Source organism: Pantoea sp. CCBC3-3-1 (assembly GCF_007981265.1).
GTDB lineage: Bacteria > Pseudomonadota > Gammaproteobacteria > Enterobacterales > Enterobacteriaceae > Erwinia.
The window spans coordinates 2,522,331-2,542,182 of the sequence record NZ_CP034363.1 but is presented as its reverse complement, the minus strand read 5'-3'; the positions used below and the strand labels follow the sequence as shown (position 1 = coordinate 2,542,182).

The 19,852-nt window shown below is 53.6% G+C and carries 20 protein-coding genes; 10 read left to right on the top strand and 10 right to left on the bottom strand.

The features are described 5' to 3' along the window. Nucleotides 1–10: 10 nt before the first annotated feature. Nucleotides 11–2,320 carry an FdhF/YdeP family oxidoreductase gene (locus EHV07_RS11815; protein ID WP_147198140.1) on the bottom strand — a complete coding sequence of 770 codons (2,310 nt, stop codon included), beginning with the start codon at nt 2,318–2,320 and terminating at the stop codon, nt 11–13. 284 nt (nt 2,321–2,604) lie between these two features. On the opposite strand from EHV07_RS11815, the gene EHV07_RS11810 reads away from it, so the two are divergent. After that, complete coding sequence (locus tag EHV07_RS11810) at nt 2,605–4,152, top strand: PTS transporter subunit EIIC (protein WP_371419689.1); 1,548 nt, start codon at nt 2,605–2,607, stop codon at nt 4,150–4,152. Between the two features lie 512 nt (nt 4,153–4,664). Continuing rightward, nucleotides 4,665–5,354, top strand: a complete 690-nt coding sequence (locus tag EHV07_RS11805) for a DJ-1/PfpI family protein (RefSeq protein WP_147198136.1) — start codon at nt 4,665–4,667, stop codon at nt 5,352–5,354. An 8-nt stretch (nt 5,355–5,362) separates the two neighbouring features. Here the strand turns inward: EHV07_RS11805 and EHV07_RS11800 are convergent, their stop codons facing one another. After that, a complete protein-coding gene (locus EHV07_RS11800; protein WP_147198134.1) occupies nt 5,363–6,310 on the bottom strand; it encodes a LysR family transcriptional regulator in 948 nt (315 codons plus the stop codon). A 162-nt stretch (nt 6,311–6,472) separates the two neighbouring features. Here EHV07_RS11800 and EHV07_RS11795 point away from each other — a divergent pair, with 162 nt between their 5' ends. Together EHV07_RS11795 and EHV07_RS24525 are read left to right on the top strand one after the other, a co-directional pair. Next, the gene (locus tag EHV07_RS11795) at nt 6,473–6,835 is read left to right on the top strand and encodes a helix-turn-helix domain-containing protein (protein WP_217363405.1); all 363 of its coding nucleotides are present in this window, start codon (nt 6,473–6,475) and stop codon (nt 6,833–6,835) included. Between the two features lie 283 nt (nt 6,836–7,118). Next, complete coding sequence (locus tag EHV07_RS24525; protein WP_168199621.1) at nt 7,119–7,292, top strand: hypothetical protein; 174 nt, start codon at nt 7,119–7,121, stop codon at nt 7,290–7,292. A 101-nt stretch (nt 7,293–7,393) separates the two neighbouring features. Here the strand turns inward: EHV07_RS24525 and EHV07_RS11790 are convergent, their stop codons facing one another. Further along, nucleotides 7,394–7,753, bottom strand: coding sequence for a DUF6404 family protein (locus tag EHV07_RS11790; RefSeq protein WP_147198133.1), 360 nt, complete (start codon nt 7,751–7,753; stop codon nt 7,394–7,396). A gap of 469 nt (nt 7,754–8,222) precedes the next feature. Here EHV07_RS11790 and EHV07_RS11785 point away from each other — a divergent pair, with 469 nt between their 5' ends. After that, entirely contained in the window at nt 8,223–9,122 is a 900-nt protein-coding gene (locus EHV07_RS11785) for a LysR family transcriptional regulator (RefSeq protein WP_147198131.1), read from the top strand. Between the two features lie 10 nt (nt 9,123–9,132). Here EHV07_RS11785 and EHV07_RS11780 read toward each other — a convergent pair whose 3' ends face one another. The 6 genes from EHV07_RS11780 to sapA form a co-directional block, all read right to left on the bottom strand. Next, nucleotides 9,133–10,272, bottom strand: a complete 1,140-nt coding sequence (locus tag EHV07_RS11780; protein ID WP_147198129.1) for an oxidoreductase — start codon at nt 10,270–10,272, stop codon at nt 9,133–9,135. Nucleotides 10,273–10,494: 222 nt separating this feature from the next. Next, nucleotides 10,495–11,298, bottom strand: coding sequence for a putrescine export ABC transporter ATP-binding protein SapF (sapF, locus tag EHV07_RS11775; protein WP_147200609.1), 804 nt, complete (start codon nt 11,296–11,298; stop codon nt 10,495–10,497). Then, nucleotides 11,298–12,290, bottom strand: a complete 993-nt coding sequence (gene sapD, locus EHV07_RS11770; RefSeq protein WP_147198127.1) for a putrescine export ABC transporter ATP-binding protein SapD — start codon at nt 12,288–12,290, stop codon at nt 11,298–11,300. Before sapD ends, sapF begins: the two co-directional genes overlap by 1 nt. After that, entirely contained in the window at nt 12,290–13,180 is an 891-nt protein-coding gene (gene sapC, locus EHV07_RS11765) for a putrescine export ABC transporter permease SapC (RefSeq protein WP_147198125.1), read from the bottom strand. The genes sapD and sapC overlap by 1 nt, the downstream gene beginning before the upstream one ends. Continuing rightward, entirely contained in the window at nt 13,167–14,132 is a 966-nt protein-coding gene (gene sapB / locus EHV07_RS11760; protein ID WP_147198123.1) for a putrescine export ABC transporter permease SapB, read from the bottom strand. The genes sapC and sapB overlap by 14 nt, the downstream gene beginning before the upstream one ends. A gap of 1 nt (nt 14,133) precedes the next feature. After that, nucleotides 14,134–15,756: an ABC transporter substrate-binding protein SapA gene (sapA, locus tag EHV07_RS11755; RefSeq protein ID WP_147198121.1), complete on the bottom strand. Its 1,623-nt coding sequence runs from the start codon at nt 15,754–15,756 to the stop codon at nt 14,134–14,136. Nucleotides 15,757–16,242: 486 nt separating this feature from the next. On the opposite strand from sapA, the gene EHV07_RS11750 reads away from it, so the two are divergent. Continuing rightward, on the top strand, nt 16,243–16,764 hold the full coding sequence (locus tag EHV07_RS11750; RefSeq protein ID WP_147200608.1) for an O-acetyl-ADP-ribose deacetylase: 522 nt from the start codon (nt 16,243–16,245) through the stop codon (nt 16,762–16,764). A 325-nt stretch (nt 16,765–17,089) separates the two neighbouring features. Here the strand turns inward: EHV07_RS11750 and pspF are convergent, their stop codons facing one another. Further along, nucleotides 17,090–18,082, bottom strand: coding sequence for a phage shock protein operon transcriptional activator (gene pspF, locus EHV07_RS11745; protein WP_147198119.1), 993 nt, complete (start codon nt 18,080–18,082; stop codon nt 17,090–17,092). 160 nt (nt 18,083–18,242) lie between these two features. On the opposite strand from pspF, the gene pspA reads away from it, so the two are divergent. The 4 genes from pspA (at nt 18,243) to pspD (ending at nt 19,818) form a co-directional block, all read left to right on the top strand. Continuing rightward, the gene (gene pspA / locus EHV07_RS11740; RefSeq protein WP_147198117.1) at nt 18,243–18,908 is read left to right on the top strand and encodes a phage shock protein PspA; all 666 of its coding nucleotides are present in this window, start codon (nt 18,243–18,245) and stop codon (nt 18,906–18,908) included. Nucleotides 18,909–18,972: 64 nt separating this feature from the next. Further along, a complete protein-coding gene (gene pspB / locus EHV07_RS11735; RefSeq protein WP_147198115.1) occupies nt 18,973–19,197 on the top strand; it encodes an envelope stress response membrane protein PspB in 225 nt (74 codons plus the stop codon). Next, nucleotides 19,197–19,550 carry an envelope stress response membrane protein PspC gene (gene pspC / locus EHV07_RS11730; protein WP_147200607.1) on the top strand — a complete coding sequence of 118 codons (354 nt, stop codon included), beginning with the start codon at nt 19,197–19,199 and terminating at the stop codon, nt 19,548–19,550. The genes pspB and pspC overlap by 1 nt, the downstream gene beginning before the upstream one ends. A 46-nt stretch (nt 19,551–19,596) precedes the next feature. Further along, nucleotides 19,597–19,818, top strand: a complete 222-nt coding sequence (pspD, locus tag EHV07_RS11725; RefSeq protein WP_147198113.1) for a phage shock protein PspD — start codon at nt 19,597–19,599, stop codon at nt 19,816–19,818. Nucleotides 19,819–19,852: the final 34 nt, after the last annotated feature.

Here is a 19,852-nt window from a genome sequence, read left to right as displayed (position 1 = left end):
AGCTGTCCCGTCAGGCAATACGCAGGTCGCTTTTCGCCTCTGAACGGGTGATTTTCACCGGAACAGATTTCGACGTTGGCGTCCCGCTGCCGTCACCGAAGCTGGAAAGCGGAACCAGCGGATTGGTTTCCGGGTAATAGGCCGCGAGGTTGCCCTCAGGGATATTGTAAGGCACCAGTTTAAAGCCAAAGACTTTGCGGGTAATACCGTCATTCCACAGCGTTTCGATATCGACGTTTTCGCCCGCGGTGAAGCCCAGTTTCGCCATATCATCAGGATGGATAAACAGCACTTCGCGCTGGCCATAAACGCCACGGTAACGGTCATCGAGGCCGTAGATCGTGGTGTTGTACTGGTCGTGAGAGCGCAGCGTTTGCAGTGTGAATGGCACTTCAACATCACCCAGCTGCGGGAACAGGGAATCCGGCAGGCGAGCCGCGCTGAACTGCGCTTTATTATTCAGCGTATTGAAGCGGAACTCTGCCGCTGCGTTGCCAAGGTAGAAACCGCCTTTAATATCACACTTAGCGTTAAAGTCGCTGAAACCTGGGATGGTAGCGGCGATATGGTCACGAATTTTATTATAATCCGCAGCCAGGCCCAGCCAGTCCACTTTCTCCGAACCCAGCACCGCGTGAGCAATACCGGCCACAATTGCCGTTTCAGAGCGCTGCGTATCCGCCAGCGGTTTACCGACGCCTTCAGACGCGTGAACCATGCTGAAGGAGTCTTCTACGGTAATAAACTGCGGGCCTGTCGCCTGAATATCCTGCTCGGTACGACCCAGCGTCGGCAGGATCAGCGCGTCAACCGCACCCGGACAGAGGTGGCTGCGGTTCAGCTTGGTGCTGATCTGTACGGTCAGGCCGCAGCGGCGCAACGCTTCTTCAGTCCGCGGACTGTCTGGTGCCGCGGCCGCAAGGTTGCCCCCCAGCGCAATCAGCACTTTGATTTCATCGCGCAGCATTGCTTCCAGCGCTTCAACCGTGTTGTGACCGATTTCACGCGGCGGCTCAAAGTTGAAGTGCTTGCCCAGGCTGTCGAGAAACGCCTGGGTCGGCTTCTCATCAATACCCATGGTGCGGTTGCCCTGCACGTTACTGTGGCCGCGAACCGGGCAGAGGCCAGCGCCTTTTTTGCCCAGCTGGCCAAACAGCAGCTGAAGGTTAACGATTTCACGCACGGTATCGACCGAGTGTTTGTGCTGGGTAATCCCCATCGCCCAGGTACAGATCACGCGCTCAGAATGTTGATAAATAGCGGCCGCTTCGCGGATTTGCTGCTCGCTCAGGCCAGACTGCTGCACAATCTGTGGCCATTCGGTCGCGGCAACGGCGGCCAGATAAGCATCAAGACCTTCCGTTTTCGCATTGATAAACACTTCATCAAACAGGCCTTTTTCACCCGCAGCGATCAGCGCAAAATGGTTTTCTGCCAGCACTTTCACCATGCCGCGTACGGCAGCCATATCACCACCGAGGTTTGGCTGGTAATAGGTAGAACTGATGGTACCGGCTTTACTGGTCACCACTTCCAGCGGTTTTTGTGGATCGGCAAAACGCTCGAGTCCACGTTCACGCAGCGTATTGAAGGTGACAATTTTAGCACCGTGGTCAGCAGCATGACGCAGGCTGTGTAGCATGCGAGGATGGTTAGTTCCCGGGTTTTGGCCAAAGACAAAAATGGCATCGGCATGATCAAAGTCATCCAGACGGATGGTGCCTTTACCCACGCCAATACTGCGCTTCAGGCCCGAGCCGCTGGCCTCATGACACATGTTTGAACAGTCAGGGAAGTTGTTGCTGCCATTCATGCGGCCAAACAGCTGATAAAGCCAGGAGGCTTCGTTGCTGGCGCGACCCGAAGTGTACAGCTCCATCTGATGCGGATTGTCCATTGCCTGAATATGCTTCGCGATGAGCGCAAAAGCATCGTCCCAGCTGATGGGCTCGTAGTGGTCGGTTTCGCGGTTATAACGCAAAGGTTCAGTCAGGCGGCCCTGATATTCCAGGAAATAGTCGCTCTGCTGATAGAGGGCAGAAACGCTGTACTGAGCAAAGAAGCTGGCGTCGATAAAACGGCGCGTCGCTTCCCAGGTCACGGCTTTTGCACCGTTTTCACAGAAGCTGAAGGTACTTTTGTTATCATCGCCCCAGGCACAGCCCGGGCAGTCAAAGCCTTTTGCTTTGTTCATGCGCATCAGGTTGCGCATATTTTTTAAAACTTGTTTGCTGTCAAAAACGAAACGGGTAGTAGCCTCAAGTGAGCCCCAGCCGCCCGCCGCCGCCTGGTAGGGTTTGATTGCAGTTTTAAATTTCATATCGCTTCGCAGGTGTCTATTATGTTTATGAGTTGTTAAGAAGTTATTACTTCTTTTATCCGGTAAGTCTGCAACTCGGTAACAAAATTGTCTAATTGATTGCTTTAATCATGCGATAGCTGTGGTTTATCGCTAAAGCGTGAACGGCTTCAAAGAATCATGCGTATTGTTATGCTTTTGCCTCCATCACGTAGCGAGCTGACTAATAATTAGGCTTTGCGACCTCAATGGAGCAGCCCGTGAAAGAATTTGCCAGCAAAATTCATGCTTTTGGTAAGGCGTTGATGATGCCCATTTCGGTCATCGCCGCGGCCGGTATTTTTCTCGGCGTGGCTGCAGCGATGCAGAACCCTGCCATCACTGGAGAAGCCTTCGCCAGCCTGCATACGCCCCAGCTCATTATCGGTTTTATCCGTAAAGTTGCTGGCGCGCTGTTCGCTAATTTACCGCTGTTCTTTGCCGTTGCGAGCGCGATTGGCCTCGCTAAAGCCGAGAAACCCACCGCTGCCTTTGCCGCCGTAATTGGCTTTATCGCCATGCATGTGGGCGTAAGTGCCACGCTTGCCGCTCAGGGCTTAACTGCCGCCACCACCACGCCAGAAGCATTACAGGCGAAAGGGATGGCGCAGACTGCCGCTATGATGACATCGGCAGAATACAGTGAAATGTTAGGGATTTTTACTTACAACATGAGCGTGCTTGGCGGCGTCATCGCCGGATTGCTGACGGTTGTCATCCATAATCGCTTCTACACCACGCAGTTACCGACGGCGATCGGCTTCTTTGGCGGCCGACGTTTTGTGCCTATTGTCACCGTACTGGTTCTGCCGCTGGTGGGCGTCCTGCTGGCGATGATCTGGCCGACCATCGGCGCGGGCATCGCCTGGGTGGGCGAGCTGATTGGTAAAAGCGGACAGTATGGCGCGTTTCTTTATGGCACCAGCGAGCGCTTGCTGATCCCGACCGGCCTGCATCATATCCTCAATGAAACCGTGCGCTTTACGCCCATTGGCGGCATTGCAACGGTGGATAATCAAACCGTCGTGGGTGCGCTAAACATCTTCAATACGGCGCTAACGCATCCGGGCTCGATTCCTGATGACACGATCCGCAATGCGACGCAGTTTCTGGCGCAGGGAAAAATTCCGGTGATGATGTTCGGTCTGCCCGCCGCGGCGCTGGCAATTTACCACTGTGCCAGGCCGCAACATAAGCAAAGGGTGAAAGCGCTGGTGCTGGCAGGCGCGCTGACCTCCTTTACCACCGGCATAACCGAGCCGCTGGAGTTCTGCTTTATCTTTGTCTCGCCGGTGCTTTACCTGCTGCATGCTTTTCTCAGCGGCCTGTCATTTATGCTGATGTCGATGATGCATTTAATGATTGGCAACGTGCAGGGCGGCGCGATCGATTTAGTGGTGTTCGGCATTCTGGGGGGCAGTAAAACGCAGTGGTGGTGGAGCATCGCGCTGGGTCTGATTTATCTGCCGGTCTACTACTATAGCTTTAAGTGGATCATTCTTCGCAGGCGGGTGGAAACGCCGGGAAGAGAGTCAGAGGAAGCCGAGCCGGAGCGCAAACTGGTTTCGGCGGATGAGCGTACTCAGACCATCATTAGCGGGCTGGGCGGCGAGGGCAATATAGAGGACGTCGATTGCTGCTTTACCCGGCTGCGCGTGCGGGTCAAAGAGATGAAAGAGGTCGTTGACCAGACGCTGATGACCACGGGCGCGAACGGCGTGAACCGCGTCAGCGATCACGATGTTCAGGTGATTTACGGGCCTCAGGTGGAAAAAATCGCCCATGAAGTCAAAACGGCACTGGGCGTGGCCTGAAGCCCTGCGGATCAGCCTTTACGCGCGCGTGCCGCTGCGACCAGACCGTCCAGCCATGCCTGGACAGACAGGCTCGTCTTTTTTGCACATTGCTTCATGCTTTGCCTGAAACTTAAGTTAACAAAATTAATGCAAATTAAAACCCTGCCCGCCTTGCGGTTTTACCGGTAACATCTTATTTTTGCATTGAGTCATTAATCCACGTTAACCGTGAGGGGTAAGTAATGAAGCATGTTAAAGCGTCTGATATAATAGAGTTTTCTGTACTTTTCCTTTTTCTTTTTCTGGCGGTGTGGTTTATCGCTTCCGGCATAATCTCTGCGGGAGGCTGGGTTCATAACTGGCCTTATCCGCATCGGTAAATCATCCGCACACCAGGGAAAAATAAAATAAACTTATAATTGCGAATGCAGAATAAGCTGTGCGCTTTTTTTGAAAAGCCTGTCTGTAGGCCTTGGCTAACACCTGCAAACCGTGACATTAATAGTGCTTTTCAAAAGGAGCGATAAAAGATGGCTTCCTCCCCTTTATCTGTTGGCCTGTTACTTTTTCCGGCCCTTACGCAACTCGATTTAACCGGACCTTACGAAGTCTTTGCCCGAACACCCGGCGTTACGGTTCACCTTATCTGGAAAACATCCGATCCCATGGTGGCCGACCGGGGTATGGCCATTTTACCGTCCACAACCTTCGATCGCTGTCCGCCACTGGATGTGCTTTGTGTGCCCGGCGGCCCGGGTCAGATAGCCCTGATGGAGGATGAACAAACGCTGGCGTTTATCCGCCGTAAAAGCGAAGAAGTCAGCCTGATTACGTCAGTGTGTACGGGTTCACTGGTTCTGGGCGCGGCCGGGCTGTTACAGGGATACAAAGCTACCACCCACTGGGCTTCGCTCGACCAGCTTGCTTTGCTCGGTGCGCAGCCGGTGGCGGAACGTGTCGTGGAGGACAGAAACCGGATCACCGGTGCGGGCGTGACGTCCGGCATTGATTTTGCGCTCAGCGTGGTGGCCCGGCTCCGTGGCGCAGAAGTTGCGCAGAATATTCAGCTGCAAATGGAATACGATCCGGCGCCGCCGTTTGCTTGTGGATCGCCCCGGGTCGCCCCGGCAGATCTGACTGAGCACGCCAGACAGCAATCAGCGGCTTTTATTGCTAAAAGGCTTGAGGTGACGAAAAGGGCAGCAGAGAAACTGCGCTGATTAATGCATCACAGCGCGGCTTCGGGTAAACGCTTTTCTGTGGCTATCTCTTCCCGCAGTAATGCAATCAGCTCTTTCAATCCCGGAGGTAATTGCCGGTGGCCGGGGTAGTAGAGATACATGGCTGGCGCTACGTGCGCCCAGTCGGCCAGCACCACGCGTAGCGTACCGGCCCGCAGATGATGGGCAACCCGATCTTCAAGACAGTAAGCAATTCCGTGACCTGCCAGCGCCAGTTCAATCGCCAGCGTGGTTTCACTGACGCACGCCTGGCCGGGCACATCAATAACGCGATGCTCTTTGCCTTTGCAAAATGCCCATTTGTCGATAAGTCCCTGACCGGTTCTCAGCTGAATGCAGGCATGCTCGCGCAGCTCTTCCGGGATAACCGGCGCGGAGCGGTGAGACAGGTAGCGGGGCGAAGCAACGGCAATCCAGCGGAGATCCTCACCCAGCCTGATGGCCACCAACTCTTCCGGCACCGTTCCGCCAAAACGGATCCCCGCGTCAAAACCCTCTGCGACGATATCCACCCTGCGATCGTCCACGCTGATTTCAACCGTCACCTGTGGATACTTGTTGAGAAATTTAGGCAGATGGCGCGCGAGGATAAGCCTGGCGCCATCGCTCAGTACGTTTAACCGCAACCGACCCACCGGGCGGTCACGCATCCGGTTGATATCGTCAAGCGCGTCACCGATTTCCCGAAAACCAACATCCAGCCGCAGAGCAAGGTTTGACCCCGCTTCCGTCGGGGCGACCGTGCGGCTGGTGCGGTTGAGAAGCCGTACGCCCAGCCGCGTTTCAAGATTGCGGATAGCGTGGCTGAGCGCGGAAGTGGTGATCCCCAGCTCAACGGCGGCGCGGGTGAAACTGCGCTGTCGTTCAACGACTCTGAAAGCATTCAGGTCAGCAAGATCGCTACGGGAAAGGCGGGCGGCGGGGTGGTCGGTCATGTCATTCCATTTTCAGATGAGCGTAATTCAATGTTGCATAGCGTCATATCAAATTATGCGGTGATATTCAAAGGGCTGAGTTTAGTGAAATTCACAGAGGCCCTGCAACAACAACCCAACGACGGGCCGATAAAAATATTAATTTGCAGCCTGCGCCGATAAATGAACATAACGCTGAATAGAGTTGAACAAAATATATACAGAGGTGGTACAATTAGTTTCATACATCATAAAGGCGAAACACCATGTCCGTTTTATTTGAAATTCATGCGTAGCTTAAAAAACGCCGCAAAAGGGTCGGGAGTCAACCTTACCCTGCTGCTCTGCTTTGGTAAAAAAGTAAAGCACATCAGAAAAATCAGGCATCTTAGTCAGGAAGTGCTTAGCCAGGATGCGCATCTTGACAGAAGTTACATCAGTCATATCGAATGCGGTAAATGCAACCCGTCACTGCTGATAATAAATCAGATTGCCGGTGCACTGGATGTAACTATGAATGAGCTGGTCAGCGATATTGATAACTAAATGAAAGGATTATCGTTGTTGCCGTTATGGAATGACTCGCAAAAAAGCGAGTCATTTTCTATGGCAGCTGAGCCGGTTTATTGGAATAAAAAGAACCGCTATAATAGCGGCTCAGGTCCCCATCAAAATAAATTCTGTTAATCTTCCCTTCAGGTAATAATTTTCCGGATGCACCCTGCGACGCGTGCTGGAAGGCTTCCATTAGCCTGGCTAAAGGCAAAAAAGCGCACTGGCGGGCCTGGTGTTCGCTTATTCGGAGGGGAAGAATGCATCCGGAGAAAGGATGATTGCGGAGCAGCAGCAATATCCCAAATTGTCATCTGGTAGAAAATCAACGGCACCCGATATTGCTGTGCAGTTTGCTGACATAGGTGATGGCGGAGCGGGACTATTTTTTATTTTCCGCAGAGAACGTGTTGGTTTAAATTTTATTTCACACCGTGCAGGCAACCGTTGACTGCATATTTGCAGCGTGGTTTAAAATAATTAAAAAAGATTTAAAGATAGTCGCTCACAGAACCGGGAAAAACGGCCTGCGTGCCGTTCTTGCGGGGCTGGTTATACCCTTTCCCAGTCTGGCAGCTGGTTAGCTTTTTGGCGCCACAGTTGAAAAACTGACATTGCGGTACTGAAAAGCAAGCCACTCAACAGGGTGGTGACTAACGCAGTCGTGAAATCAACGGATTGTGCATCCCAGAACACGAACCACATCACCAGACCCCAGAAAGGCGTATAGACGGCGGTAAAACAGAGAAAGTTAGTCCAGAAAGGCGCAAGCGTCGCCGGGGCGACCTTGAATCCGAGGTTCCATAGAATACGGTGACACGGTGGAGCATAAGTACTGTGCCACATACCTTTTGCCTTCATCATGGCGAAAGCACGACTTTTTTTTGCTTCAAAAAACAGGGCGTTTTTCATTTTATAAATCCATAGGGTTTTTGTTGTTATCTTAGTGTAACAGTTTCTGGGGTAAATCGTTTCATGCTTGATACGTTTTGATGAATCATGCAGCTAAACCGTTCAGGATGTTATAAATCAGGGAAATGTTTTTATAAAAGGCATTTTGATAATATTAAATGCTGATGTGATGGTATTATTTCCAGCCTTATTCCTGCCGTGCTCCAAAATTGGGCAAAGTGACTCTGTCAGTATCTGCTGGCATTAGCGGTAAATGACGACAAAAAAATGCTGCCGTAGCCGGCTCTACACCCTCGTTGAATGATCCTTTAGGGCGCTTTAAATTGACATCCCTGACGGGCTGGCTGAAGATCCTGTCCGGTCAGCAAATTTTATTGCTCAGACAGATTCTTTATTTCGTACACGGCCGGGTACATAATTTTAAAGTTGATAAAATCCACGAATTATAACCTTCTGAAAAATAAGAAAAATGGATATCAAACAATTAATTTATCTGTGTAATCTTGAGCGTGAGCGTCATTTTGGGCGGGCGGCAGAGGCGAGCTTTGTCAGCCAGCCGACGCTCTCTATGCGGCTGAAAAATCTTGAACGCGAGCTGGGTTTGTCGCTGATCAATCGCAGTAACAACTTTGACGGCTTTACGCCCGAAGGCGATCGGGTGTTAACCTGGGCTCGTGAAATTGTTTCTGTCTATCAGGGGCTTAAACTTGAAGTGGAATCGCTCAAGCACGGCGTCAGCGGCACCTTAAGAATTGGGGTCGTGCCGCAGTGCAGTATCTCTCTGCCGCCGATCCTGAAAGGAATTAGCGAGCGCTATCCGCAACTTAACTATCGCGTTTCGGTACTGAGCGCCGATCAGTTACTGGATGCGCTCAACAGCCATACCGTCGATGTCGGCATTGGTTTTTTTGAACTGGTAACGCTGCGGGAACTGCATTTTCAGGCGGAGCCGTTGCAGGACAGCGGAGTGGAAGTGGTTTACCATCCCGCACATTTTCCGCAGCTGAAAGGGGAAGAGCCGCTTGAACTGACAGCGCTGAAAGCGATCCCTTTTTGCCTGGCGGAGCAAACGCGCTATTTCCGGCGTTATCTGGACACGCATTTTCGCGAGGCCGATATTCAGCTGCGCGTCATTCTCGAAACCACCTCGGTGTTTCAGCTTATCCAGGGTGTCCAGGTGGGGCTGGGCTGTCTGATTTCGCCTCGTGGACATTTGCTGCCGGCTATGACGCCTGAACTCTGTTCAAGGCCGCTGGCGATAGCGCCGATGACCCGCCAGGCTGCGGTAGTGATCGCCGAGCCGGGCAGGGCAACGCCGCTTTCACAGCACTTCTTTGATGAAGTACGCCGCTGGTTAAGCGAGCGTTAAGGGCGTTTTGTCAGCTTGCTCCCAGAGACTGCATCAGGCGGTTATTCCAGCTGGAAAGCGCGGTGCTCATAATGACACTGAAGACGGCATGCGGCGACAGTCCCGCTTCTTTTAGCGGCTGAAGATGCGCGGCGTTAAAGCGCTCCGGCGAGCGGGTAAGTTGTGCAGCGGCGTGGATCACCGCCTGCTGTACTGGTTCTGCTGCGGCAATTGCCACGTCCACACCTTCTTTCAGCGCTTCCCGCAGCGTTGGGGTGACATAGCGGTTGAAGCAGGCGGGGCTGCCGTTGATGCGAGCAGCAACAGCCGCCGCTAACGCACCTTCCGGGGAATCAACGGTACTCTCAAGCGTGTTGAAAAGCGTACTCCAGCCATACAAAACCTCCGCATCGTGTGCCAGCAGCCAGGCACTTGTACTTAATGCCTGCTGGGGCTGGCACCAGGTCAGGGCTTCCAGCTGGCGCGGCGAGGCATAGCGCAATTCCACCGGGGCCAAAGCGGGCTGCCAGCTGGCCTGCTGCTCAAAACGGTGTGAATCCGCATCATCAGGCACGGTAACGCCCGGGATCCAGCGTACCGGCAGCGCGAGCAGCGCGTTGATCCCCGCCGCCACGCGCGCCTGGTAGCTGACAAAGCCAATAATCTGACTAAACGTAATGATGTCCGGTAACGTCAGGCCGACTTCATCCAGCCGCAGTAATGCCGCTTTATCGATAAGCGTTGGCTGGCTTGCCAGCTGACGGGCGTATTCCGTAATCTGCGTTAAACGGCGATTGCTTTCGCGGGAAGAGTCAGGCCCGGAGAGCGGATTCAGCCGGGCGGCATAATGATTACAAAGACGCTGGATGCCTGTCACCTGCGCCACGGTAAGCGCCGTGCTGAGCCGATCGTACAGCGTCAGCGTATGCGTCATGCTGGTGACCAGCTGCCGGGGAAAAAGCAGCTGATAAATATCTCTCGATGCCAGCAGCGCAGGCTGCGCCTCTTGCAAATTCTGCTGCAGTTCATCTTTACACAACGCGGCCAGACCAAGTAAAAAGCGGTCTTCAATATCCGCCGCCTCGGGAACCAGAGGGGCGGCTTGCGTGGTCAGTGTAGATTGCGTTTCATGATACCAGTGGCTGTTGCCTTCAAATCGGCGCTGTTCCATGGTCATTCCTTTTCAAGTTAACTGACCCGAAGGCCGCCAGAGAAGCATGGCCGCCGGGTCTGAAGGGCAACTCTATCCTCGCTTAGGGGAATTAACCGACCAAAGACCAATCGGTGCTAATAAATAGCGGAAAAGCATAATGCTGAAGGCGTAAGCAGGATGTGCCGAAAAAACGCCCGATTTTATGGGTGCGGGCGATTTTCGGCTAAACAGACGGGGAATTTAACGATCTTTGCGCCAGGCGTCGGCGGTCAGCGCCTCGCCAAAATGGCTGTTGATCAGCCTTTTGGTCAGGTCATGTAACGGGGAAGCAAGCACATCGGCAGTACTGCCGCGCTCAACGACTTCGCCCTGGTGCATAACCATCACCATGTCGCTGATATGTTTCATCATGCCCAGATGCTGTGTGACGTAGATGTAGGAGATGCCGTGCTTATCCTGCAACTCTAACATCAGGTTGACCAGCTGGGAGCGCATCGACATATCCAGCGACGCCAGCGCTTCATCGGCCACAATCACTTTAGGTTGCAGGATAAGCGCTCTGGCCAACCCGACGCGCTGCTTTTGGCCAGGTGCCAGCATATGGGGATAATAGGCGGCATGGTCGCGCAGCAATCCAACCTGGCGCAGGGTGGCGATAATGCGTTTTTCCCGCGCTTCTGAGGATAAATCGGTATTAAGCCGCAGCGGAAAATCCAGAATTTGCCCGATACGCTGGCGCGGGTTGAGTGAGGTCGACGGATCCTGAAAAATCATACGGATGCGCTGGCTGCGATAGCCATAATCACCGTATTCCAGCGGACGATCGTCAATCAGAATAGCGCCCGAGCTGGGTGCAATCATGCCGCTAAGCATTTTCGCCAGCGTCGATTTGCCCGAGCCGTTTTCACCGATAATGGCCAGCGTCTGCTTTTCGCGCAGCATAAAACTGACATCTTTCACGGCTTCTACGTGCTGACGGCGAAACAGGCCCGTGCGGTATCGGTAGGTTTTGGTGAGGTTGCGCACCTCCAGCAGGGTATCCATCACTGGCTCTCCATATTCAGCGGGAAGTGGCAGGCAAAAAGGTGAGACTTTGCACCGGTCAGGCGAGGCGTTTCAATACACTTCTTCTGTGCATACGGACAGCGTGGTCCCAGACGGCAGCCGATCGGCAAATGTTCCAGCGAAGGAATAGCACCTGGCAGCGTATTCAGGCGGCTTTTATGCGGCAGCGACAGGCCGAAATCCGGCATCGCGCGGATCAGCGCCTGCGTATAGGGATGATGAGGAGAGACAATCAACTCCTCACTTACGGCGGTTTCCACCGTTTGCCCGCAATACATCACGTTGATGCGGTCCGCCCAGTGACTCAACATTTGTAAATCATGGCTGATCAGCAAAATAGTCGTGTTGTTGTTCTGGTTGAGTCGCGACAGCAGGCGGAAAATTTGTGCCTGCGTGGTCGGCTCCATCGCGTTTGTCGGCTCATCGGCAATCAGCAGGCGAGGCTGATTTGCCAGCGCAATCGCAATCATCGCTTTCTGACATTCGCCATCCGTTAGCTCGTAAGGGAAGCTACGCATAATGTCTTTGTGATCTTTGATCCCCACGCGATGCAGCAGCTCGACGGCACGACGATGCCGCCAGCGAAAACGCTGATACCAGCGGCCTTTGTAAGTCCAGCCAGGGATCGCCTGCATCAGCTGACGGCCGATGCTTTCAGAGGGATCCAGACAGGACTGCGGCTCCTGGAAAATCATCGACACGTTATGACCAACAATTCTGCGCCTTTCACGCGGTGAAAGTTTCAGCAGATCGATATCGTCAAAGCGCATGCGATCGGCGGTCACGCGCCAGTTATCTTTGGTGACGCCACAAATCGCTTTCGCAATCAGGCTTTTGCCCGAGCCAGATTCGCCAACCAGCCCGCGGACTTCGCCTTCGGTCAGGGTCATACTGACGCGATCGACGGCTTTCACCGGCCCGTCGGAGGTCATGAACTCAATGGTCAGGTTACGAATATCGAGCAGCGGCATTATTCAACTCCCGCAACGATGGCCCGGCGTACGCCGTCACCCAACAAATTAACAATCAGTACGCTAAGCATAATTGCGGCTCCGGGCAGCATTACCGTCCAGGGCGCAACATAAATGAGCTCCAGCGCATCGCCTAGCATCGCACCCCATTCCGGTGAAGGCAACTGTGCACCCAAATCAAGAAAGCCCAGCGCGGCAATATCCAAAATGGCCATCGACAGCGCACGCGTAAATTCCGTGACCAGCAGCGCCAGGATATTGGGGAAAATCGCATAGCGCAAAATGTTGGCACTGCTTGCGCCATCAAGCCGCGCAGCGGTCACATACTCTTTTTCCAGCTCATCATGCACCGCAGTATAGATGGATCGCACCAGACGGGGCATGATGGCCAGCAACACCGCCAGCAGCGCATGGGGCAGGCTGGGGCCAAAAAAGGCGACCACGATTATCGCCAGCAGCAGCGAAGGAATAGACAGAAAGGTATCCAGAATATGGTTCATGACTGCCGAGCGTAGCCCACGCGTCAGCCCGGCAAAGACGCCAAGTACCATCGCGCAGAATGAAGCCAGCAGGGTCACGACTATCGCTGAACCCACCGTTGGACCTGCACCGCTGAGCAGCCGGCTCAATACGTCACGGCCCAGATCGTCAGTCCCCAGGAAGAAGGAAACATCACCATAACGCGACCAGGAAGGCGGCAGCAGCTGATAGCCAAGAAACTGCTGATCAAGGCCATAAGGCGCGAACAGACGGCCAAAAAGACAAAGTAAAATCAGCGCAATAAAGGTGTAAAAACCGATCATTGCGGTGGTATCCCGGTAAAACAGACGCCAGGTGTGGCGAAAACGACTGGGAAGCTGCTTTTCAGCATAGATATTATCGGAGGGCATACCATTCCTTATGCTTCAGCGGCGTAGTGATCGCGCCCAAAATATCAGCAAGTACGTTGACGGTGATGACCAGGCCGCCGACCATCATCACGCCAGCGGAAATCGCGGCGTAGTCCTGTTGACGTATAGCATCTACCAGCCAGCGGCCCAGACCGGGCCAGCTAAAGACCACCTCGGTGATCATTGCCAGCGTCAGCATCGTTGAAAACTGTAGTCCGAGGCGAGGGATGACGGGCGGCAGGGCGTTGTGCAGTACGTGACGGCGAATAATCGTCAGCCGTGAAAGCCCGCGCGTAGCGGCCGCTTTAATATAGTTTTGCTCCATGACTTCACGGGTACTGATCCGCAGCAGACGAATGACCTCTGTCGTTGGTGCCACCGCCAGGGCTGTGACCGGTAAGATCAGATGCAGCAAGGCGCTTTTCAGCATCTCATGCCGCCACGGCGAATGGCTGAGCCAGACGTCAATCAGCGCAAAGCCGGTGATGTTTTTGACCGGGTAGAGCAAATCGAAGCGGCCTGAAACCGGCAGCCAGCCTAAGTCGAGTGAGAAGAACAGCGTGAGCAATAGCGCCAGCCAGAACACCGGCATGGAGAAGCCGAGCAGGGCAAGCGCGCTGATAGTTTTGTCCTGCCATTTATTGCGCATCACGCCAGCGGCAATGCCCAGCGGAATGCCGACAATCAGCGCCAGCGCGAAAGCCATCATGCACAGCTCGAGCGTGGCGGGAAACACTTCCAACAGCTGCCGGGAAATCGGCTCGCCGTTGATGCTTGATACCCCAAAATCAAACTGCATCAGCCCCTGATACCAGAAAAGCAAAGCATCGGTCAGCGACGCACCCTGAAGCGGCGCATGCGGCGTAAAATAGCTCAGGCTGAACCCCACCAGCGTCAGCAGAAAAAGCGTCACCAGCCACAGCACCAGACGACGTAGCGTATAGATAACCACTTTATTTCACCCCGCCTTTATCACGATAAACACCGGCAAACGATGCATTGCCAAACGGGCTTAATACCAGACCATGAATATCGTATCGGTAAGCCTGTAGGCGCAACGAATAAGCCAGTGGCAGCACCGGAAGCTTTTGTGCCAGCTGCGCCTGGGCACGGCTGTAATATTCAATCCGCGATGCCAGCTGTTGAGAGAGGAGCGCTTTGTGCAGCGTTTCATCAAAGGAAGTATCGCACCAGTGCGCGAAGTTAGTCTGCGAACTAATTGCGGCGCAGCTTAACAGCGGGCGGAAGAAACTGTCCGGATCGTTACTGTCCGTCGCCCAGCCCGTTAAGGTCAGATCGTGATTCATCTCCATCAGGCGCGCTTCCTGAAAACGTCCTTCGACCGGCACGATTTTCACCGTCACGCCCACCTGAGCCAGATCGGCCTGAATCAGCTCGGCGGTTTTCAACGGGCTGGGATTCCACGCCTGGGAAGCCGAGGGTGCCCATAAAGTCAGCTGCAAATTTTCGACCCCCAGCGCCTTCAGCTGTTCACGTGCCTTCTGCGGATTATATTCTGTCACCCGAGCATCATTATCATAAGCCCATGATGCACGTGGCAAAATCGACGCTGCCGTTTCTGCCGTGCCGTACCAGATAGACTCCATCAGACGCTCATTGTTAATCGCCAGCGCCAGCGCCTGACGCACTTCAGGGCGATCCAGCGGCGCTTTACGGGTATTAAAAGCCAGATAGGCAATGTTCATGCCTGGCCGCAACGTTAGCCGCAAACGCGGATCGTCGCGCAAAATAGAGATTTGGCTGGCGGCGGGATAGGCCAGCACATCACATTCCCCGGTCAGCAGCTTGGAAAGACGCCCGGTACCGCCAGCGCCCATATCAATCACTACCTGCGACATGCGTGGCAGTCCTTTCCAGTAACCCGGATTGCGCGCCAGGCGAATATACTGGCCGGTGCGGTATTCACTCAGCTGGAACGGTCCCGTGCCGATGGGCTGACGATCCAGCTGTTCCTGATGATCGATCTTTGCCAGCTTCGCCGCATATTCTGCCGACAGCACCGGGGCGTAATGTGTTGCCATATGCCAGAGAAAAGAGGCATCGGGGCTGTTCAGCCGGATCTCTACGGTATCGTTATTCAGCTTCCTGACGCTTTGCACCGCATCAGAAAATTGCAGGCTGTCAAAGTAAGGATAGCTGCCGCCGTTGACGTCGTGCCACGGCGACTTACGATTAAAAATGCGCTCAAAGCTAAATACCACGTCATCCGCATTTAATGGCCGGGTGGGCACAAACCAGCTGGTTTTCTGGAAGGCGACATTGTGTCGCAGGTGAAAACGGTAAGTTGCACCATCGTCCAGCACCTCCCAGCGTTCGGCCAGTTCCGGAATTAACCGGTATGTATAGGGATCGACATCCAGCAGGCGATCGTACAGCTGGGCCGCCAGCGTATCCACGACCAGCCCGCCGCTGGCCATCTGCGGATTAAAGGTGGTTACCGCGCCATTAACGCAGTAAACAAAGCCGCTCTGGCGGATATCATCCGGCGCGGCGGCGCAAACTGCAGCACTGAACAGGCTCAGGCCAGCGAAAAGAAAAGAGAGAAATGTGCGCATAAGTCATCTGAAATATCAGGCAATAGTCAGAGTGTACCGCACTCTGCGGCGTCGCCCAAAGTTTGCCTGGGCAAGTGACGATTTTTCATGCGAAAGCGAAATAGCAGTCAGGCGCGTTGACGACCTGAGGACAAAATAACCCTGTGCTTAATAAAGCCCGGGCGATGAAGAATACGCCCAGTCTTGCTATGGAAATGAGAAAGATTCTCAACAAACTGCTTTACAAGTTTGGTTGAGAATGATTATTATTCACCTGCGCTTCGACGGTGGCTCTACCGCTGAAACGCACGACATTGCTCACATTGCTTCCAGTATTTTTAGCCCGCCTTGCGCGGGCTTTTTTTATGTCAGATCCCGACGTGGAGGCGATAGCTGTTCCGGCAGCTGATGCAGAAAACCGCAAAGCAGGCTGGCCGCAAACGCACAGCAGAAGGGCAATGCGGGGCGAGCCATCGACTATACTTAGCCTGTCGAAAAGGAGCGCTTATGAATTGTAAAATCAATCTTTTGCAAGGCGATATTACTCAGATTCCTGTTGAAGCGATCGTCAATGCGGCGAACTCTTCTCTGCTCGGAGGCGGAGGCGTGGACGGCGCCATACATCGGGCTGGAGGTAAAACGATCCTCGCAGAGTGCCGTGAAATTATCAGTCGTCAGGGAAGTTGCAAAACGGGCGATGCCGTTATTACCCGCGCAGGCAATCTTCCAGCCAGTTATGTCATTCATACCGTAGGACCGGTATGGAACGGCGGGAAAAGCGGAGAACAGGCGCTGTTAAGAAACGCCTGGAATCGCTGTTTTGATCTCATCGCCCAGTACCAGATAAAATCCGTTTCTTTTCCTAATATCAGCACCGGAATTTATCGTTTTCCAAAAGCGTTAGCGGCGGAAATTGCGCTTGAGGTTATTTCAGCAAGGGCAAATGAGAATATTGATCATATTAATATCGTCTGCTTTGAACAGGAAAATTATGCGATTTACGCGTCGCTGCTAAAGGCACAATCCTGATTATAAGCGGCTGGCAGAGAAGCGTTTGAGAGGCAATATGGTGATAAACATGCGCCTTGCGGTCATGCAGACAGACGAGAAAAAGCCTGCATCCTGTGCAGGCTTCATCCCACTTGCGAGGTAGTAGGAGTACCTCGCCTGTTCAATATAAGGGTATTAAAAAGGCCCGCGTTACCGGGCAATAAATCTGACAAAAGGGAATCCATTTTACCAGCACACGCTTGCGGGTACTGATGAGTGCACCCTACAGGGTTATGGCGAAATTGATACCCCAGTCGCAATAAACCCATAAAATTGCGCATTTTTTGTCTGTTTAATGCGAGAGCTATGTTTCGCCATTGATCTCAACATTGTGCTTTTTCATCATCGCCCTGAGCTGATGGTAGGTCACGCCGAGTAGTTCAGCGGCGCGACGTTGATTAAACCGGGCCTGCTGCAAACTCTTTGCCAGCAGCGTCTTTTCCTGCTGATTCTGCCAGCGGCGTAAGTCCAGCGGCAGTGAAGGGGACGTTGCCGTCGTGGCATCCGCAGGTGAAGCTTGCGGATGCCGAGGCTGGAACGGATTGATAATAATGGCATTAAGTTCTTCGTCTGGTTCGCTGTGTCGATAAACCGAACGTTCCACCACGTTTTTGAGTTCCCGCACGTTGCCCGGCCAGCCGTAGTCCAACAGCATTTGTTGCGCCGCAGCGGAAAACCCAGGGAAATAAGCTAACCCAAGCTCACGGCACATCTGAATGGCAAAATGTTCAGCCATGACCAGGATATCGCTGCGACGTTCTCGCAACGGCGGTAGCTGTACCACGTCAAAGGCCAGCCGATCCAGCAGATCGGCACGAAACTGCCCCTGTTCCGCCAGCAGCGGCAAATCGGCATTGGTGGCGCAAACCAGCCGCACGCTGACCTGAAGCGGCTGGCTGCCGCCTACGCGTTCAAGGTGGCCATATTCAATCACTCTCAGCAGTTTTTCCTGCACCAGCATCGGGGCGGTAGCCAGCTCGTCCAGAAACAGCGTACCGCCATCGGCACGTTCGAATCGCCCGAGATGGCGTTTTTGCGCGCCGGTAAACGCGCCGGCTTCATGGCCGAACAGTTCTGAATCAAGCAGGTTTTCGTTCAGCGCCGCGCAGTTGAGTGAGATAAAAGGCCCCTGCCAGCGGTCGGAAAGATAATGCAAACGGCTGGCGATAAGCTCTTTACCGGTACCTCGCTCACCGATAACCAACACTGGTTTGTTCAGCGGCGCCAGGCGTGAAACCTGCTCCAGCACTTCCAGAAAGTTATTAGATTCGCCTAACAGCGTTTCCTGTTCGCTCATGAAATTCACCACATATTGGTTATTTACACCACCTTATCTGAATGACGACGAGGTGTAAACTCTGTCAATCCTGATAAATCAATAAGATAAAAACTGGCACGCTATTTGTATTACTCCTCACAGCGCACCGCGCATAAATAAATAATTGAGGAGTGTGATTATGGGTATTTTTTCTCGTTTTGCCGACATCGTGAATGCCAACATCAATTCACTGCTGGAGAAAGCGGAAGATCCGCAGAAACTTGTCCGCCTGATGATTCAGGAAATGGAAGATACGCTGGTTGAAGTCCGCTCCACGTCCGCCCGGGCGCTGGCTGAAAAGAAACAGCTCCTGCGTCGTATCGAACAGGCTGAATACCAGCAGGCGGAATGGCAGGAAAAAGCCGAACTGGCGCTGCGTAAAGATAAAGACGATCTGGCGCGTGCCGCGCTGATTGAGAAGCAGAAACTGACCGATCTGACCGTTTCGCTGAAAACCGAAGCGGAGCAGGTAGAAGAAACGCTGCTGCGGATGAAAGGTGAAATTGGTGAGCTGGAGAAAAAACTCAGCGAAACCCGTGCCCGTCAGCAGGCGTTGACGCTGCGCCACCAGGCTGCCTCCTCTTCACGTGATGTACGCCGCCAGCTGGACAGCGGTAAAATCGATGAAGCGATGGCGCGTTTTGAATCGTTTGAACGCCGGATCGATCATATGGAAGCCGAGGCGGAAAGCCACAGCTTTGGCAAGCAGAAAAACCTCGATCAGCAGTTCGCTGAGCTTCAGGCCGATGATGAAATTTCTGCTCAGCTGGCCGCGCTGAAAGCAAAAATGAACCGCAGCGAGTAACGTCTGTGTGGGGCATCCGCTGAAGATGCCCACTGACCTTTGCCTGAATTTTCAAGGAGAGTAAATGAGCGCATTATTTCTGGCTATACCGTTGACCATTTTCGTGCTTTTTGTCGCGCCAATCTGGCTGTGGCTGCACTACAGCCGTCAGAGCGGCAATACGGCACTGTCTAACAGCGAGCTACAGCGTCTGCAACAGTTAACTCAGGACGCCCGGCGCATGCGTGAACGCATTCAGGCGCTGGAGGAGATCCTTGATGCAGAACATCCGAACTGGAGGCAGTCATGATGGCTAACGGCAAAAAGCTTTACCGCATTCCCTCACGCGGTAAAGTGAAAGGCGTGTGTGCCGGCGTGGCTGAATACCTTGATATTCCGGTACGCCTGGTTCGGGTGATCGTGGTGCTGTCGATGATTTTTGGCTTGTTCATGGTGACCACCATCGTCTATTTCGTGCTGGCTTTTGTACTGGATGAAATGCCTGAAAGCGTTGCGCGCGAAGAAGAAAACAGGCCGACGGCGCATATGCTGTTAGAAAAGCTTGATGCTGAACTTAACGGCGGCGAAGCAAACCTGCGTGAAATAGAACGCTACGTCACCTCGGAAACTTTCAGCGTGCGGAGTCGTTTCCGTCAGCTGTAACCGCTCTGGCTGGCCGCGTCAGGCCGCCAGTTTTCTGGAGAGAAATATGCACAACTGGCAATCTGGTTTTCGTCGTAATGCCGCGCCCGCGCTAAAGGCGGCCGGAAAATTTGCGCTGATCGGCGCACTGAATTACGGCCCCGCAGGCCTGACCGGCTGGGCGGTGAAATCCGTCGCCCGTAAACCGCTTAAAATCGTGCTGGCCTGGGCGTTGGAACCGCTTATCCGTCGTGCGCTGCGCGGCGTCACTTCCCGCTGGAACCGCTAAGGCTCCTCAAGCGTTATTTTTAAATATTTGCTAC

Excerpts from the sequence above, each read along its gene's own strand:
- EHV07_RS11790 (WP_147198133.1), bottom strand. The coding sequence starts at position 7,753 with ATGAAAAACGCCCTGTTTTTTGAAGCAAAAAAAAGTCGTGCTTTCGCC.
- EHV07_RS11750 (WP_147200608.1), top strand. The coding sequence starts at position 16,243 with ATGAATTGTAAAATCAATCTTTTGCAAGGCGATATTACTCAGATTCCT.
- EHV07_RS11795 (WP_217363405.1), top strand. The coding sequence starts at position 6,473 with ATGAACATAACGCTGAATAGAGTTGAACAAAATATATACAGAGGTGGT.
- EHV07_RS11800 (WP_147198134.1), bottom strand. The coding sequence starts at position 6,310 with ATGACCGACCACCCCGCCGCCCGCCTTTCCCGTAGCGATCTTGCTGAC.
- pspB (WP_147198115.1), top strand. The coding sequence starts at position 18,973 with ATGAGCGCATTATTTCTGGCTATACCGTTGACCATTTTCGTGCTTTTT.
- sapA (WP_147198121.1), bottom strand. The coding sequence starts at position 15,756 with ATGCGCACATTTCTCTCTTTTCTTTTCGCTGGCCTGAGCCTGTTCAGT.
- EHV07_RS11815 (WP_147198140.1), bottom strand. The coding sequence starts at position 2,320 with ATGAAATTTAAAACTGCAATCAAACCCTACCAGGCGGCGGCGGGCGGC.
- EHV07_RS11785 (WP_147198131.1), top strand. The coding sequence starts at position 8,223 with ATGGATATCAAACAATTAATTTATCTGTGTAATCTTGAGCGTGAGCGT.
- EHV07_RS11780 (WP_147198129.1), bottom strand. The coding sequence starts at position 10,272 with ATGGAACAGCGCCGATTTGAAGGCAACAGCCACTGGTATCATGAAACG.
- EHV07_RS11810 (WP_371419689.1), top strand. The coding sequence starts at position 2,605 with ATGATGCCCATTTCGGTCATCGCCGCGGCCGGTATTTTTCTCGGCGTG.
- pspF (WP_147198119.1), bottom strand. The coding sequence starts at position 18,082 with ATGAGCGAACAGGAAACGCTGTTAGGCGAATCTAATAACTTTCTGGAA.
- sapD (WP_147198127.1), bottom strand. The coding sequence starts at position 12,290 with ATGCCGCTGCTCGATATTCGTAACCTGACCATTGAGTTCATGACCTCC.
- sapF (WP_147200609.1), bottom strand. The coding sequence starts at position 11,298 with ATGGATACCCTGCTGGAGGTGCGCAACCTCACCAAAACCTACCGATAC.
- pspA (WP_147198117.1), top strand. The coding sequence starts at position 18,243 with ATGGGTATTTTTTCTCGTTTTGCCGACATCGTGAATGCCAACATCAAT.
- EHV07_RS11805 (WP_147198136.1), top strand. The coding sequence starts at position 4,665 with ATGGCTTCCTCCCCTTTATCTGTTGGCCTGTTACTTTTTCCGGCCCTT.
- pspC (WP_147200607.1), top strand. The coding sequence starts at position 19,197 with ATGGCTAACGGCAAAAAGCTTTACCGCATTCCCTCACGCGGTAAAGTG.
- sapC (WP_147198125.1), bottom strand. The coding sequence starts at position 13,180 with ATGCCCTCCGATAATATCTATGCTGAAAAGCAGCTTCCCAGTCGTTTT.
- pspD (WP_147198113.1), top strand. The coding sequence starts at position 19,597 with ATGCACAACTGGCAATCTGGTTTTCGTCGTAATGCCGCGCCCGCGCTA.
- EHV07_RS24525 (WP_168199621.1), top strand. The coding sequence starts at position 7,119 with ATGATTGCGGAGCAGCAGCAATATCCCAAATTGTCATCTGGTAGAAAA.